A 14674-nucleotide genomic window follows, 5' to 3' on the forward strand; every position below is an offset into this window, starting at 1 on the left:
CCCTGGATGAACGCTCTGGCCGTGCTTGCGGTCGCCGGGGCGGCAATGTCATTCGTGAAGGAGTTGGCGATGAAGATGTATCTTCTCTCGCTCGGAGCCGGAGTGCTGGTTGGCGTCATCTATTCCCTCTTGAACGTCCGCTCGCCGGCGCCGCCCGTCATCGCGCTGGTCGGACTGCTCGGCATCCTCGTCGGGGAGCAATCCGTCCCGCTGGTCAAGCGCGCCCTGTCGGGTGAATCGGTCAATCTCAGCTGGTTCAATCTGCAATGCATGCCGCACATGTTCGGCCACCTCCCTGGCGGCGCACAGCCCACCGCCGGCAAGGCGAAGGACGCGGCGATCAACGATGAAAGGATCGGATGATGCCGACGCGACGCTCCTTTCTCGGCGCGGCATCATCGCTTGCCCTGCCTGCCCTTTTTTCGTCGGTCCGTAGCGCCGGCGCCCAACAGACCGGAGACACCTCGATGACGCCCGACCTGATCCTCCACAACGGCCTTGTCACGACGCTCGACCGCGCCAATCCGGCTGCGACCGCGATTGCGATCAAGGACGGCTTCATTCTCGCCGTCGGCGACGACCGGACGATCATGGCGCTGGCCGGGTCAGCCACGAAAAAGATCGATCTCAAGGGCAAACGCGTTCTGCCGGGTCTCAACGACAACCACACCCACGTCGTGCGCGGCGGGTTGAACTTCAACATGGAACTGCGCTGGGACGGGGTGCGCTCGCTCGCCGATGCAATGGACATGCTGAAGCGGCAGGTGGCGATCACGCCGGCGCCGCAATGGGTGCGCGTCGTCGGCGGCTTCACGGAGCACCAGTTCGCGGAGAAGCGGCTGCCGACCATCGACGAGATCAACGCGATCGCCCCCGATACGCCGGTGTTCCTGTTGCATCTCTATGACCGGGCGCTGCTCAATGCCGCAGCCCTTCGGGCGGTCGGCTATACCAAGGACACGCCCAACCCCCCGGGCGGCGAGATCAGCCGTGACGCCAACGGCAACCCGACCGGTCTCCTGCTTGCAAAGCCCAATGCCGGCATCCTCTATTCGACGCTCGCCAAAGGGCCGAAACTGCCCTTCGACTATCAGGTCAACTCGACCCGCCATTTCATGCGCGAGCTCAACCGGCTCGGGGTGACCGGCGTCATCGATGCCGGCGGCGGCTTCCAGAACTACCCGGATGACTATGCCGTCATCCAGAAGCTCTCGGACGAGGGCCAGATGACCGTGCGCCTCGCCTACAACCTCTTTACCCAGAAGCCGAAGCAGGAGAAGGAAGACTTCCTGAAGTGGACTTCCTCGGTCAAATACAAGCAGGGCAACGACTACTTCCGCCACAATGGCGCCGGCGAGATGCTGGTCTTCTCGGCCGCTGATTTCGAGGACTTCCGCGAGCCGCGTCCGGACATGCCGCCGGAAATGGAGGGCGAACTCGAAGCGGTCGTCCGGATCCTGGCCGAGAACCGTTGGCCCTGGCGGCTGCATGCGACCTATGACGAGACGATCACCCGCGCGCTCGACGTTTTCGAGAAGGTCAACCAGGAGATCCCGCTCTCCGGAATCAACTGGTTCTTCGACCATGCCGAGACGATTTCCGACCGGTCAATCGACCGGATCGCCGCACTCGGTGGCGGCATCGCCGTCCAGCATCGCATGGCCTATCAAGGCGAGTATTTCGTCGAGCGCTATGGCCATGGGGCGGCGGAGGCGACCCCGCCGGTGGCGAAGATGCTCGAAAAGGGTGTCAAGGTTTCCGCCGGTACCGACGCGACCCGCGTTGCCTCCTACAATCCCTGGGTCTCGTTGTCCTGGATGGTCACCGGCAAGACCGTCGGCGGCACGCAGCTCTATCCGCGCGCCAATTGTCTCGACCGCGAAACGGCGCTGAGGATGTGGACCGAAAAGGTGCAGTGGTTCTCCAACGAGGAGGGCAAGAAGGGGCGCATCGAGAAGGGGCAGTTTGCCGACCTGATCGTGCCGAACAAGGATTATTTCAACTGCGCCGAGGACGAGATCTCGTTCCTCACCTCGGAGCTGACGATGGTCGGTGGCAAGATCGTCTATGCAGCCGGAGATTTTGCGCCCCACGACGAAAACCCGCTGGCGCCGGCGATGCCCGACTGGTCGCCGGTGCGCACCTTCGGCGGCTATGCCGCCTGGGGCGAGCCCGATGGTGCCGGCAAGAATTCCCTCAGGCGGACCGCGATCACTTCCTGTGGCTGCGCCAGCAACTGCGGCGTCCATGGCCACGACCACGCCGGCGCCTGGACGTCGCGCCTGCCGATCGTCGATCTCAAGGGCTTCTTCGGGGCGCTCGGCTGCTCGTGCTGGGCCGTGTGAGGAAAAGCGGAGGGCATACCAAATGAGAACGATAGTCGGGACTGCGGCGATGGTGGCGGTCTCAATCCTGATCAACTCGTCGCTTGCTCCTGTTTGCGCCTCAGCCTCGCCAACGGCCGGCGTCCGGCCCCCCTGGGCGAAGGTCGTGGTGAACCATCCGGCGTCGAAGCATGGCGCCTACTACAAAGGCGTGTCCCAGACCCCGATCGCCATCTCGAATGACGGCAAACGCGATGAGGGCGGTCCGGCTCCCCGTTGAGTTGAAGACCGCCTGACAAGGAACCAAAATGCTGAGCCTTTCCTCCCTTGAAAGCCATCTCGTCGCTCGCCTTCGGCCGGGCCTTGCCGGCAGCCGCGTCGTGTTCATCGGGCTGCTGGCGCTCTGCTCGGCTTACATCCAGGGGCCGCTCACGAAGATCTTCGACTTCCCGGGTGCGCTTGCCGAGATGGACCATTTCGGTCTGCATCCGGCACCGCTCTTTGCCGTCGGCGTGATCGTCTTCGAGCTTCTGATGTCGGCCCTTATTCTCATAGGGTTCTATCGCTGGGCGGCAGCCAGTGCGCTTGCCGCGTTCACGCTGGCCGCCACCTTCCTTGCGTTTCGCTTCTGGGAACTGCCGCCGGGCATGGAACGGGCAATGGCGACGAACGGCTTCTTCGAGCATATCGGTCTCGCCGGTGCCTTCCTGCTCGTCGCCTGCTACGATCTCAGCCAACGGGCGTCCGCAGGGAGGGCAGGGCGATGACGGCGGCAGCGAAACAGGGCGCGGGCACATTTGCACCGCTCCGGCAGAAGGTTTTCGCGGTTCTCTGGGTCGCGACGATCATCGGCAATACCGGCAGCTTCATCCGTGATGTCGCCAGCTCCTGGCTGGTCACAGACCTTTCTGCGACGCCGGCCGCCGTTTCCATGGTCCAGGCGGCGGCGACGCTGCCGATCTTCCTGCTTGCCATTCCCGCGGGGGTCCTCTCGGATATCCTCGATCGACGCAAGTTCCTGATCGTGGTGCAGTTCCTGCTCGCATCGGCAAGCCTTTGCCTACTGTTTCTCTCCGCGACTGGGTTGCAGTCCGTGAGTTCGCTGATCGCGCTGACCTTTGTGGGCGGTATCGGCGCGGCACTGGTCGCCCCGACCTGGCAGGCGATCGTGCCCGAGCTCGTCTCAAGGCAGGACGTCAAGGGCGCCGTGGCGCTGAACTCGCTCGGCATCAACATCGCCCGCGCGATCGGTCCGGCGCTCGGCGGTCTGTTGCTCGCCTGGTTCGGCGCCGGCGTCACCTATGGCGTCGATGTCATCAGCTATGCCTTCGTGATCGCGGCGCTCCTGTGGTGGCGGCGCGGGGTGGCGGAGGACGACGCTCTTGCAGAACGCTTCTTCGGCGCCTTCCGGGCGGGGTTGCGTTATGCCCGCGCCAGCCGCGAGTTGCACGTGGTCTTGCTGCGCGCCGCCGTGTTCTTCGCCTTTTCGAGCGCGATCTGGGCGCTCCTGCCGCTGGTCGCCCGTCAGCTTCTTGGCGGTGGTGCCAGCTTCTACGGTATCCTGCTCGGTGCCGTCGGCGCCGGTGCGATCGGCGGCGCGCTGGTGATGCCGCGCCTGCGCGCCCGGATGGATGCGGACGGGCTGCTGCTGCTTTCGGCCGTATTGACGGCCGCGGTGATGGGCGTGCTCTCCTTCGCGCCGGCGCAATGGGTGGCGGTTGTCGCGCTGCTCGCTTGCGGCGCCGCCTGGATTACGGCGCTGACGACCTTGAACAGCACCGCGCAAGCCATCCTTCCGAACTGGGTGCGAGGGCGTACCCTCGCCGTCTATCTTACCGTTTTCAACGGTGCCATGACCGGTGGCAGCCTTGCCTGGGGTGCGATCGCCGAGGCGATCGGGGTGCCCTTCACCCTGGGGGCGGCGGCCGTCGGTCTTCTCTGCGTCGGGGCCGTCTTTCACGCCATGAAACTGCCGAAGGGAGAGGCGGATCTCGTTCCCTCCAATCATTGGCCGGAGCCCCTGACCAGCGAGCCGGTCGAACACGACCGCGGCCCAGTCCTCGTCCTGATCGAGTACACGGTCGACAAGGCGGACCGTTCCGAATTCCTGAAGGCGCTTGCCCGTCTGTCGCATGAGCGCCGCCGCGACGGCGCCTATGGCTGGGGCGTGACCGAGGACGCGGCCGACACCGGCCGTATGGTGGAGTGGTTCATGGTCGAATCCTGGGCTGAGCATCTGCGCCAGCACAAGCGCGTATCCAAGGCCGATGCCGATGTCCAGGAAGACGTTCGTCGCTTTCACAGGGGACCGGCGGCACCGGTCGTTCACCACCTTCTCGCGATCAACCGGCCGCATCTCGGTTGAAGCGGTGGCGTTCCATGGTGCGATGCCAGCGCCACGGAACGTGCCTGAAAAAGATGCAGTCGAACCCAAGCAAAGGAACCATTCGCATGACCGAGAGCTTCGTCAGGACTGAAGACGGTGTCGATATCTTCTACAAGGATTGGGGCTCGGGCCAGCCAATCGTCTTTCACCATGGCTGGCCGCTGTCGGCGGACGATTGGGACGCGCAGATGCTCTATTTCGTCAACAAGGGCTATCGCGTCATTGCCCACGACCGCCGCGGCCATGGTCGCTCGACACAGGTGAGCGAAGGTCACGATATTGCCCACTACGCCAAGGACGTTGCAGCGCTGACGACCAAGCTTGGTCTGAGCGATGCCATCCATATCGGCCACTCCACCGGCGGTGGTGAAGCGGTTGCCTATGTGGCGCGCCATGGTGGCGGCCGTGTCGCCAAGCTGATCATCGTCGGTGCGGTCCCGCCGATCATGGTCAAGACGGAAAACAATCCCGGCGGCCTGCCGATCGAGGTGTTCGACGGCTTCCGGGCGGCACTGGCCGCCAACCGCGCCCAGTTCTTCCTCGATGTTCCGACCGGTCCCTTCTACGGCTTCAACCGGCCGGGTGCCGAGCCGTCCGAGGGTGTGATCCGGAACTGGTGGCGCCAGGGCATGATGGGCAGCGCCAAGGCGCATTACGAGGGCATCAAGGCCTTCTCCGAAACCGACTTCACCGAAGACCTCAAGGCGATCGACGTGCCGACGCTGGTCATGCATGGCGACGATGACCAGATCGTTCCGATTGACGACAGTGCGCGGCTTGCGGTCAAGCTCCTGAAAAACGGCACGCTCAAGGTCTACGAGGGCTATGCACACGGCATGCTGACGACCCATGCCGATGTCATCAATCCGGACCTGCTTGCCTTCATCGAGGCCTAAAAGGCTGGCATGATCCGCAGCGTCTCGGGACAGCGGACCGTACCGGACAAATGTTTGTGCCCGCACCGCCTTGATCGCGGTGCGGGTCTTTGTTGTTTAAGCGCGTGCCTTCGCGGCTTCACCAAGCGCGCGCATCAGCCGGTCGATGAAGACCCGTACCTTGGGCGCGACGAGCTTTGTCGTCGGGTAGACGGCCCAGATCGCCAATGTCTCGGGCTCTGCGTCTTCGAGGCGAATGCGCATCAGCCGGCCTGCGTCGAGATCATCGGCAATGTTCCAGTCCGACAGCAGCGTGATGCCGGCACCGGCGAGACAGGCCGCGTGGCACCCCTCGATGCTCGTCGACGAGAAGCGGCTCTGCAAGCGGACATGTGTCTCGGCCCCGGCGCTCAGAAAGGTCCAATGGCTGACGCCGTGCAAGGGCAGGCATTGATGGTGAATGAGATCGCTGGCGATCCGCGGGGGGCCGTGCTTTCCGAGATAGGATGGAGCCGCAACGAGAGAACGCGGGTTTTCGCCGAGTTTGCGGGCAATCAGGCTGCTGTCCTTCAGTCGTGCGATGCGGATCGCCAGATCGATGCCCGATGCCACCAGATCGGGCATGGTGTCGCTCATGTCGAGTGAGATCTTGAGTTCCGGATGATCATCAAGCAGCGAAGGTATCAGCGGAGCAATCAGCTTGATCGAGAAGGCAACGGGCGCCGAGACACGCAGGAGACCGCTCGCCCCATCCCCGTCACCACTCAGGAGCGTTCGCGCCTGCTGTTCGGTTTCGAGCAGGCTCTGGGCATAGGGCAGAAAGGTCTCACCCTCCGGCGTCAGCGACAGTGACCGGGTCGTGCGATGCATCAGCCGAACACCGAGCACTTGCTCCAAAGAGGCAAGCCGCCTGGTTGCGATCATCGGCGTGATACCAAGCCGCCGCGCGGCTTCGGCAAGGCTGCCGCCGCGCGCCGCCGCGGCGAAGACGCGGACCTCATCGAGATTCATTATATCGATCTCCGATATACTGGTGCAATCAAATGCGACACTACAGCGCATATCGATAAAGAGATAGATCAAGCCCATCTCTCCAGCGAGAAGGGCAAGTGAAATGGTTACCCACGAAACGGAGCATTCCGGTCTTGGCCGAATCCGCCTCTACGCCATGGCCGTCGCCAGCGGCGTCGCGGTCGCAAACATCTATTACAATCAGCCGCTGCTGGGCCTCATCGAGGCCGAGTTTCCCGGTGAGGCGGCCGTCGGCCTCCTTCCGACAGCGACGCAACTCGGTTACGCGCTCGGCCTCCTGCTTCTGTTGCCGCTTGGCGACATCGTCCGGCGGCGGCGACTGATCGTCGGCCAGTTCCTGGCAGTTGCGATAGCAGCATCAGCCGCGGCTTTGGCTCCGTCGCCGTCATGGCTGATCGCCGCGTCCGTGCTGCTCGGAGCAAGCGCCACCGTCGCGCAGCAGATCGTCCCGCTCGCTGCAATGCTTGCCACGCCTGACAAACGCGGGGCGGCGATCGGGACAGTCATGGCCGGGGTCCTGACCGGTATCCTGCTCAGCCGCACGGTTTCCGGCTTTGTCGGCGCCCATGCCGGCTGGCGCGAGATGTTCTGGGCAAGCGTCCCGCTTGCTCTCGCAGGTTCGTTGCTGATGATCCGGGCCCTGCCGGATCTGCACCCGGCCTCGCGCTTGCCCTATCGCGAGGCGCTCGGTTCGCTTGCCACGCTTTGGCGGCGCGAACCCGAGCTGCGCCTCGCCTCGATGGTGCAGGCGGCGCTTTTCGCATCCTTCACGGCGTTCTGGACCGTGCTTGCCCTTTATCTTGCGACGCCGCGTTTCAATCTGGGCGCGGATTCTGCCGGTCTGTTCGGTATTGTCGGTGCGGTCGGCGTCTGTGCGGCACCACTCGCCGGCAGAATGGCAGATCGAAGAGGTGCGCGGTCCGTGGTCTGGTTCGGCGCCGTCTTGACGCTCGCCGCCTGGGTTCTGCTCGGAACGTGGACCTCGCTTGCCGGACTGGTGGGCGGCGTCATCGTGCTCGATGTCGGTATCCAGGTCGCCTTGATCGCCAACCAGCACATCATCTATGCGCTGGAGCCCGCGGCGCGCAGCCGTATCAACACGGTCTTCATGACCAGCATGTTCCTCGGAGGAGCGGCCGGTTCCGCCCTGTCCTTCGCCGCCTGGAGCTATGGCGCCTGGCCGGGCGTCAGTCTGCTCGGTGCCGTGCTTGCGGTGTTGGCGCTGACAGCGAAGCTTCGCGCAAGGCGCAGCCCGGCCCAGGCGCTGTCGGACCGTTGAGACTGCTGGAGGATCAGCGGGACCGCTTCGGCCGGCGAACGGCCCGGATCGTTCCGCTTCCACCGCCGCCGCAGAAGAAGCGATCGCCGCCGTCGGACTCCAGCCCCGAGACACCGGTGCCCGATGGCATCACGATCCGCTCGAGCACCGACCCCGTTTCAGGGTCGATGCGCCTCAAGTCGCTGTCGTCGCCTTCCCAGGTGCCGTGCCAGAGGTCCCCATCGATCCAGGTGACGCCGGTCACGACGCGCTTGGACTCGATCGTGCGCAGGATTGCGCCGGTCTCGGGATCGATCTGATGGATCCTTCGGCCGCGATGCTGCCCGACCCAAAGCGTCCCTTCGGCCCAGGCAAGGCCGGAATCGCCGCCGCCACCCGGTGCCGGAATCGTCGCCAGCACGCGACCGCTATCGGGATCGATCTTCTGGATGCGGTCCTCGGCGATCTGGAACAGGTGCTTGCCGTCGAAGGCCGTACCGGCATGCGCCGCGACGTCGATCGAGCGAACGGTGCTGCCGCTTTCTGGATCGAGCGCATTGATCTTGTCGCCGGAGGCAAACCAGATGTTCCGGCCGTCGAATGTGACGCCATGGACGTGGTCAGCCCCAGGGAAGGGGCCATATTCTCGGAGGATTTCGGCTTCGGATCGTTTCATGGTTTCAATCCTAATCGCTTGGCAGTGGGCCGGGGAGTAACAAGACTGTCGGGAATGTCGGCACCGGCGGGATCACCCAGCGTCGCGCCCGCCCGCGACCGACCGGCAGCACCTTTCCCTCCGAGGAAAGCTCGTCGAGCGCCCGTTGCACGGTGCGCGGGCTGGCGTCGAGCGCGATGGCGAGAGCGGAACTTGCCCACGCCTCGCCGTCGCCAAGCAGCGCCAGCACTGCGGCATGGCGTTCATCGACTGGCGGCGCGAGCACGACCACCGTGTGCTCGCCGTGCGGAACCAGCCGAAAGCCGTCCTGGGTCGCGATGATGTCCGCAAAGGCGCGGAGTTCTTCGCGCAGCCGGCCGATCTCGACCCTCAACCTTGCCCGGTGGGATTCGTCGACATGTTTCGCGCCGAACGCACGGGCGAGCAAGGCGCGCCGCGAGACATCGGCCGGCCACGCCTCTCCAAGTGCGCGCGCCAGCGCGAAGAGCACCGGCCGCGTCGCAAGTGAAACGGCGGAGGCTTCGCGCCCGATAATGTTTCGGCACGCGTCGACCACCAGCACGCCGGAATTGAGCAGAGCTTCGACATCGGCGAGCCGCAGCAGACGCTCGTCCCCTCTGGACAGAAGCCGGGCCGCAGGTGTCTTCAGGACAAAAGCCGCGCCTTCGATTTCCGCGCCCAGAGCCGGCACGCCGCTTGCTCGCGCCGCTTCGGTTGCCCGGGCGAAGGCGCTGGCCGCAGCGGCCGTCTGCAACCGGCGAACGGCGATGCCGGCAACCACGAGCTCGTGTGTGGCTCTTGCTGGTGGTGTCAGCCGGCCCGGATCAATGCCGGCAAGCATGTGTTCGGCCTCGTCGAGACGGCCGAGAAGCAATAGGCGCCGGGCGCCAAGATTGCGAGCGTGTGCGGCATTGAGGTGGTCGCCATGGACTTCGAGCTTCGCACGGGCGGCGTCGAGCGCCTTCATCGGCCAGGAGAGATCGCGCGAGACGATGGCGATTTCCGCCTCGGCGACGACGCATCGCGCACGGGCCACGGCCTCCTTCGGGCCGAAGCCGCGCGCTGCGGCTTTCAAAAGGGCCTTGGCGCGGCCGAGCTCTCCGAGCTGAGCCATCGCGATACCGCGAAGCGCCAGGGCCGGAGGGTCGTCGCGCAAGGCGACCCGCTTCAACGCACCGAGAAGGTCGCCGGCCGCTAGAGCCCGGCCTGCCGCGGTAATCAGCGAATCCATGGAAATCCCGTCACACTTGTCACTCCCCCAACTTGTGCTCCGGCCTCTATCTATTGCCCGAACGGCACGGGACAACAGAGAGGACCTTCACGGCACAATCAAGTGGCCTGAACCCAGACCGGTTGCAGGCGTGGCTGGAAAGACCTCCAGCGAACCTGCAATAATTATAAAATTCTGCAAAATGCGGTGTCGGATTTCGGTTGGCGTTCGCGTCTTAAAGCAACGAGCAAGAGGAGGTGCTCTGCACTTCCAACCTGCTGCGCGATCAGTTTGCACGTTATCGGCGCTGCCGACAGTGGGGCGCCGTCAGGGAGATTTGCAATGATCAATTCGCATTATCGTTGGGTTATCGTGGCCGCCGGTGGCCTGCTTGGCTGCTTGGCGATCGGCGCCATGTTTTCGCTTCCGGTTTTCCTGCTGCCGATCTCGCGTGATACCGGCTGGTCTGTCACCGGGGTCTCCAGTGCCATGACCATCGGCTTCCTGGCGATGGCCTTCGCCAGCATTGCCTGGGGCAGCCTCTCCGATCGCTGGGGTGCGCGGCCGATCGTGTTCATCGGCTCGGTATTGCTGGCCGTCAGCCTGATGGCCGCAAGCTGGGCGACGTCCCTCATCGTCTTCCAGATCGTCTTCGGGATCGTCGTCGGCACGGCAGCGGCGGCGATTTTCGCGCCGATGATGGCCTGTGTCACCGGCTGGTTCGACACGCACCGGAGCCTCGCGGTCTCCCTCGTTTCGGCCGGCATGGGTATGGCGCCGATGACGATGTCGCCATTCGCGGCCTGGCTGGTTTCAGGCTACGACTGGAGAACCGCACTGCAGATCATCGCGGTCGTCGTGGCCATCGTGATGATCCCGGTGTCGCTTCTCGTTCGCCAGGCGCCGGCACTCGCAGCGGGCGCTGCCGCGGTATCCCCGGAGGACGAGGCACATTCGTCGATGACGACGAGCCAGGTGCTGAAATCGCCGCTCTTCATCATCTTGCTGCTGACGAACTTCTTCTGCTGCGCCACCCATTCGGGCCCGATCTTCCATACGGTGAGCTATGCTATCACATGCGGCATTCCCGTAATGGCGGCCGTGTCAATCTACAGTGTCGAGGGGCTGGCCGGCATGGGCGGGCGTGTGGTGTTCGGCCTGCTCGGCGACCGCTTCGGGGCAAAGCGCGTCCTGGTTCTCGGGTTGCTCGCCCAGGCCTTCGGGGCGCTGGCCTATGTCTTTGCGGCGGGGCTTGGCTCATTTTATGCCGTCGCGGCCCTGTTCGGCTTCATCTATGCCGGCGTCATGCCGCTTTATGCCGTGCTTGCCCGCGAGAATTTCCCCTTGCGGATGATGGGGACCGTCATTGGTGGAACGGCCATGGCCGGCAGCTTGGGCATGGCGACGGGACCGATTGCCGGCGGCATGATCTACGATGCGCTGGCAAGCTACACCTGGCTCTATGTCGGCTCCTGGGGTATCGGCCTCGGGGCGTTCCTGATCGCGCTGACGTTCAGGCCTGCACCGCGCTATCAGCAGGCGGTTGCTGCGGCGGCGTGATGCACCGTGCGGAGATCGAAAGGGCTCCACCTGAGAAATGGAGCCCGATCCGATCGATGTCTGCCCGAGAGATCAGCGTCTGCTTTAACGATCGTCGATCCGGACCGTCCGGGCGCCGACATGGAGCGCCCGGCCTGCGCCCATCCCCATGATCGCCACGCCGGTGCCAAGGGCGATGAAGAGAACGGAGCTGGCGGCGAAGCTGCCGGTCCAGCCGCGGATGAAACCGACGAGCAGCGGGCCGATGGCGGCAAGCACGTAGCCGACGCCTTGGGCCATGCCGGAGAGATGGGCGGCGACATGCGGATCGGGCGAGCGGAGCACGATGAGGGTCATCGCCGCAGCGATCAGGCCGCCCTGTCCGATGCCCTGCAGCACGGCCCAGACGAGCACCGTCGATAGCGGCGCGAAGAGGATGCCGATGAGTGCAATGACGGCCGCGCCCACGAGCGCCACGCAGACGGCACGCTGGTCCCGACGCCTGACGGCGAAGGAAGGGACGAGCAGGCAGGTGACGACCTGCATCATGATCGAGGCCGAGACGACCGCGCCGGCGGTAGCGGCATCGAGGCCGCGCTCGCGAAGGATCGGCGCCATCCAGCCGAAGACGCAATAGGCGAGGGCCGATTGCAGTCCCATGAAAAGGGTCACCTGCCAGGCGAGCCGGTCGCGCCAGAGGCCGACGACGCGGAAGCCGCTGTGGCGGGCCTGCGCCTTGCCGCGCAGCGCCTGCGGCGCCCAGATCATCAGCACGATCAGGGCTGGAACCGCCCAGGCGGCGAGCGCGCCGGACCAGGAGCTGACGATATGATGCTCGATCGACAAGGTGAGACCGGCGGCACTGGCCGCGCCGGCGCACAGCGCCATGGTGTAGAGACCCGTCATCATCGCGGCCCGGTCGGCAAAGTCACGCTTGACGAGACCGGGAAGCAGGACGTTGCCGATCGCGATCGCCGCACCGGCGGCAAAGGTTGCGAGGAACAGCAGCGGCACCGACTGGATACCGCGCAAGCCCGTGCCGAGCGTCAGCAGCAGCAGCACGCCAAGCAATGTGCGCTCGGCACCGAAACGTTGCGCGAGCTTCGGCGCAAGCGGCGCGAAGACGCCGAGGCAGAGCACCGGCAGGGTGGTGAGCACGCTGGCGCCGGCGGTGGAGAGGCCGGTCGCCTGCATGACCTCGGGCAGAAGCACCGAGAGGCTGGAAAACAGCGGCCGCAGGTTGAAGGCGATCAGGACGAGGCTCACGCCAAGAAGAATCCGGGCGCCACGGTTCAAGACCGGAGGTTGCGGCGCCGGCAGGCTGTCGGCTTCGGCATCGATGAGCTGGTCTTCGACGTCCAAGCGCTCGGCGGCGCCAGCCTTGCGGGGATTAAGAAAAGTCTGATTCATTGGGTAAGAAGCCGATCAAGTTCAGCGAGGACGGGAGCCATGAACGCCCGGACGGAGGCTGCGGCCTCGTCCGGATTGCCGGTCGCGATGGCTTCGACGATCGCTGCATGCGCCCGGTCGTCCGGTTCTGGCAGGTCGCCATTAAGCGTCGAGTGGATCGTCTCGAGGATGGCGGAGGTGAAGAAATCGTAGAGTTCGATGATGGCGCGATTGCCCGATGCCTCGACGATCGATCGGTGGAAGGCGATGTCGCGTTGGCTGAACGCTTCACGTCCGCCGTCGGCCACCGTGCCGCGCGCCCGAAGCAGCTTGAACAGGCGCTCGAGGTCTTCAGGCGTGTGACGCAGCGCCGCCAGCCGGGCGGCCTCGACGTCGAGCGCCGCGCGCGCTTCCCATTGGTCGCGCAGGCCCGTGCGCTTGACCCGGTCGAGGGCGCCGGAGGCGTCGACGGTCGAACGGACATAGGTGCCGGAGCCCTGGCGCGCGTCGAGCAGGCCCTTCGAAATCAGGACCCGAACGGCTTCACGCACCGTGCCGCGGCTGACGGCGAGCAGCTCGGTGAGTGCCGTTTCGTTGGGAATACGCTCCCCGACCGCCCAGCGACCGCTGAGGATTTCCGCTCGCAGGCTTTCGGCCGCACTCTCGGCGAGATTGGTACGATTGATCGGCTGCATCATCTGCTCATCAAGTCATCAGATGATTTTATCAATAAGTCGGATTGCTCCGCCAGTCAATCGACGTAGAGCGCAGCCCAGGGGCCGAGCCGCACGATAGCGACCTCGTTTTCTGGTGCAGCTTTCTGCGTCCAGAGATTCCAAGGGGAAGCGGGGCGCTCCAAGTTTCATCCGCTGAAATCCGCTTTGTACGGAATGGCATCAGCCAGCGCGCCGGCTACAGCGCCGCGCGTCTATCAGACGCGCAAAGGTCGCTGTAGAACTTGGATTTGCTGCATGTCTTCGTCCTTAAATCCAGGTCGATTTAAGGAGACATGCAGTGGGGAGCGCTGGCCTGACACAAGCGCTTTGCGCGGGCCGCCGTGCGGCCGGCCTCAGTTGAGCCTGAGGTCGAGGCCGGGATGCAGTTTCTTGAGGTTCGGCAAGGATTTCGATTGCCACGGAATCTCTGCGGTTCCGCGCACCGTCAACTGTACGTTTGGCCGGTTGCGCGCCTCGATCGTCAGCTTGGCGAGCAGGTTGATCCCGGACGAATTCAGGAACTGCAATTCGGTGAGATCGATCGTGATGTGCTCAGGCTCGGCTTCGAGCACGCCCATGACGGTCGAGAAGATCGGGGCATAGGCTTCCGTCCCGGGCAGCCGCATGGTGCCTTCGAAATGGATATCGTTGCCTTCGGACCAAACGCGATACTCTTCTTCGTCCCTGTTTTCCATGTTCACCGGCTCATCAGTTCGAGAGGTCTGGGACCGCGATGGACGCATAGGTCTCCAGCGAGGTTTCGCCACCGTCTCCCTGGGCGCCAAAAACCCAAGCGAAACGAACACCATAATCGCTCATCAGCGTCAAAAGACCAAGCCCCGAGCCGCTCTTGCCGAGCCCCGTTGCATTAGCCTCGATACGCTCGATCAGCAGGTCTCCAGGGTCGCCTTCGGCGATCTCCGAAAGCAGATACTGGAAGCGGACAGCCGCCTCGTTGTCGATGACGTTGGAGACTTTCGTGCGGAAGCTGTTCGCTTCGAGAGCTGCTTCCACGACAACGGCGCCCGAAGCACGGAACTTCACCGCATTCTCGACCAGTTCGTTGGTCAGATAGCCGATGTTGTGCCGGACTTCGCGGTAGACATTGCGCGAAGCTCGGTAGCGTAGCGCCGCGAGCTCGGCCACGAAATCCGAAGCCATGGCGCAATGCTTCCAGCTCAGGTCGAGCGGTCCATCATAAAGGCGCAGCCGCGTCATTCTCTGGTGGGCGCCGATCGTCAGGTCCGCCAGTCCGTAGAGCGTGGTCAT

Annotated in this window: 15 protein-coding genes; 8 read left to right on the forward strand and 7 right to left on the reverse strand. The window is 64.5% G+C overall.

All coding sequences use genetic code 11. The annotated features are described in order from the left end of the window. The first annotated feature begins 69 nt into the window (after positions 1-69). The 6 genes from QM996_RS20515 to QM996_RS20540 all read left to right on the forward strand — a co-directional run bounded on the left by QM996_RS20515 (position 70) and on the right by QM996_RS20540 (position 5606). A complete protein-coding gene (locus QM996_RS20515) occupies positions 70-363 on the forward strand; it encodes a XapX domain-containing protein (protein WP_334197906.1) in 294 nt (97 codons plus the stop codon). After that, entirely contained in the window at positions 363-2345 is a 1983-nt protein-coding gene (locus QM996_RS20520; protein WP_334197907.1) for an amidohydrolase, read from the forward strand. Before QM996_RS20515 ends, QM996_RS20520 begins: the two co-directional genes overlap by 1 nt. A 22-nt stretch (positions 2346-2367) precedes the next feature. Next, complete coding sequence (locus QM996_RS20525) at positions 2368-2604, forward strand: hypothetical protein (protein WP_334197908.1); 237 nt, start codon at positions 2368-2370, stop codon at positions 2602-2604. Between the two features lie 28 nt (positions 2605-2632). Then, positions 2633-3091, forward strand: coding sequence for a DoxX family protein (locus QM996_RS20530; protein WP_334197909.1), 459 nt, complete (start codon positions 2633-2635; stop codon positions 3089-3091). After that, the gene (locus tag QM996_RS20535) at positions 3088-4689 is read left to right on the forward strand and encodes an MFS transporter (RefSeq protein ID WP_334197910.1); all 1602 of its coding nucleotides are present in this window, start codon (positions 3088-3090) and stop codon (positions 4687-4689) included. Before QM996_RS20530 ends, QM996_RS20535 begins: the two co-directional genes overlap by 4 nt. A gap of 86 nt (positions 4690-4775) precedes the next feature. After that, the gene (locus tag QM996_RS20540; RefSeq protein WP_334197911.1) at positions 4776-5606 is read left to right on the forward strand and encodes an alpha/beta fold hydrolase; all 831 of its coding nucleotides are present in this window, start codon (positions 4776-4778) and stop codon (positions 5604-5606) included. 96 nt (positions 5607-5702) lie between these two features. On the opposite strand, the gene QM996_RS20545 is transcribed toward QM996_RS20540, so the two are convergent. Continuing rightward, positions 5703-6596: a LysR family transcriptional regulator gene (locus QM996_RS20545; RefSeq protein WP_334197912.1), complete on the reverse strand. Its 894-nt coding sequence runs from the start codon at positions 6594-6596 to the stop codon at positions 5703-5705. Positions 6597-6699: 103 nt separating this feature from the next. Between QM996_RS20545 and QM996_RS20550 the strand changes: the two genes are divergently transcribed. Next, on the forward strand, positions 6700-7896 hold the full coding sequence (locus QM996_RS20550; protein ID WP_334197913.1) for an MFS transporter: 1197 nt from the start codon (positions 6700-6702) through the stop codon (positions 7894-7896). Positions 7897-7909: 13 nt separating this feature from the next. On the opposite strand, the gene QM996_RS20555 is transcribed toward QM996_RS20550, so the two are convergent. Both QM996_RS20555 and QM996_RS20560 read right to left on the reverse strand, forming a co-directional pair. After that, complete coding sequence (locus tag QM996_RS20555) at positions 7910-8551, reverse strand: Vgb family protein (protein ID WP_173518858.1); 642 nt, start codon at positions 8549-8551, stop codon at positions 7910-7912. Positions 8552-8561: 10 nt separating this feature from the next. Next, complete coding sequence (locus tag QM996_RS20560; RefSeq protein ID WP_334197914.1) at positions 8562-9782, reverse strand: helix-turn-helix domain-containing protein; 1221 nt, start codon at positions 9780-9782, stop codon at positions 8562-8564. Positions 9783-10103: 321 nt separating this feature from the next. On the opposite strand from QM996_RS20560, the gene QM996_RS20565 reads away from it, so the two are divergent. After that, positions 10104-11321: an MFS transporter gene (locus QM996_RS20565; RefSeq protein ID WP_334197915.1), complete on the forward strand. Its 1218-nt coding sequence runs from the start codon at positions 10104-10106 to the stop codon at positions 11319-11321. A gap of 84 nt (positions 11322-11405) precedes the next feature. Here QM996_RS20565 and QM996_RS20570 read toward each other — a convergent pair whose 3' ends face one another. The 4 genes from QM996_RS20570 to QM996_RS20585 all read right to left on the reverse strand — a co-directional run bounded on the left by QM996_RS20570 (position 11406) and on the right by QM996_RS20585 (position 14674). Continuing rightward, positions 11406-12710 carry a CynX/NimT family MFS transporter gene (locus QM996_RS20570; protein ID WP_334197916.1) on the reverse strand — a complete coding sequence of 435 codons (1305 nt, stop codon included), beginning with the start codon at positions 12708-12710 and terminating at the stop codon, positions 11406-11408. After that, positions 12707-13384 carry a FadR/GntR family transcriptional regulator gene (locus QM996_RS20575; protein WP_334197917.1) on the reverse strand — a complete coding sequence of 226 codons (678 nt, stop codon included), beginning with the start codon at positions 13382-13384 and terminating at the stop codon, positions 12707-12709. Before QM996_RS20575 ends, QM996_RS20570 begins: the two co-directional genes overlap by 4 nt. 374 nt (positions 13385-13758) lie before the next feature. Continuing rightward, positions 13759-14100, reverse strand: a complete 342-nt coding sequence (locus QM996_RS20580; RefSeq protein ID WP_334197918.1) for a slr1659 superfamily regulator — start codon at positions 14098-14100, stop codon at positions 13759-13761. 13 nt (positions 14101-14113) lie between these two features. Continuing rightward, positions 14114-14674: a slr1658 superfamily regulator gene (locus tag QM996_RS20585; RefSeq protein ID WP_334197919.1), complete on the reverse strand. Its 561-nt coding sequence runs from the start codon at positions 14672-14674 to the stop codon at positions 14114-14116.

The organism is Sinorhizobium chiapasense (assembly GCF_045277575.1).
Taxonomy (GTDB): Bacteria; Pseudomonadota; Alphaproteobacteria; order Rhizobiales; family Rhizobiaceae; genus Ensifer; species Ensifer chiapasense_A.

Coding starts and splice junctions, on each gene's coding strand:
- QM996_RS20515 (WP_334197906.1), top strand. CDS start 70: ATGAAGATGTATCTTCTCTCGCTCGGAGCCGGAGTGCTGGTTGGCGTC.
- QM996_RS20520 (WP_334197907.1), top strand. CDS start 363: ATGCCGACGCGACGCTCCTTTCTCGGCGCGGCATCATCGCTTGCCCTG.
- QM996_RS20525 (WP_334197908.1), top strand. CDS start 2,368: ATGAGAACGATAGTCGGGACTGCGGCGATGGTGGCGGTCTCAATCCTG.
- QM996_RS20530 (WP_334197909.1), top strand. CDS start 2,633: ATGCTGAGCCTTTCCTCCCTTGAAAGCCATCTCGTCGCTCGCCTTCGG.
- QM996_RS20535 (WP_334197910.1), top strand. CDS start 3,088: ATGACGGCGGCAGCGAAACAGGGCGCGGGCACATTTGCACCGCTCCGG.
- QM996_RS20540 (WP_334197911.1), top strand. CDS start 4,776: ATGACCGAGAGCTTCGTCAGGACTGAAGACGGTGTCGATATCTTCTAC.
- QM996_RS20545 (WP_334197912.1), bottom strand. CDS start 6,596: ATGAATCTCGATGAGGTCCGCGTCTTCGCCGCGGCGGCGCGCGGCGGC.
- QM996_RS20550 (WP_334197913.1), top strand. CDS start 6,700: ATGGTTACCCACGAAACGGAGCATTCCGGTCTTGGCCGAATCCGCCTC.
- QM996_RS20555 (WP_173518858.1), bottom strand. CDS start 8,551: ATGAAACGATCCGAAGCCGAAATCCTCCGAGAATATGGCCCCTTCCCT.
- QM996_RS20560 (WP_334197914.1), bottom strand. CDS start 9,782: ATGGATTCGCTGATTACCGCGGCAGGCCGGGCTCTAGCGGCCGGCGAC.
- QM996_RS20565 (WP_334197915.1), top strand. CDS start 10,104: ATGATCAATTCGCATTATCGTTGGGTTATCGTGGCCGCCGGTGGCCTG.
- QM996_RS20570 (WP_334197916.1), bottom strand. CDS start 12,710: ATGAATCAGACTTTTCTTAATCCCCGCAAGGCTGGCGCCGCCGAGCGC.
- QM996_RS20575 (WP_334197917.1), bottom strand. CDS start 13,384: ATGCAGCCGATCAATCGTACCAATCTCGCCGAGAGTGCGGCCGAAAGC.
- QM996_RS20580 (WP_334197918.1), bottom strand. CDS start 14,100: ATGGAAAACAGGGACGAAGAAGAGTATCGCGTTTGGTCCGAAGGCAAC.
- QM996_RS20585 (WP_334197919.1), bottom strand. CDS start 14,674: ATGACCACGCTCTACGGACTGGCGGACCTGACGATCGGCGCCCACCAG.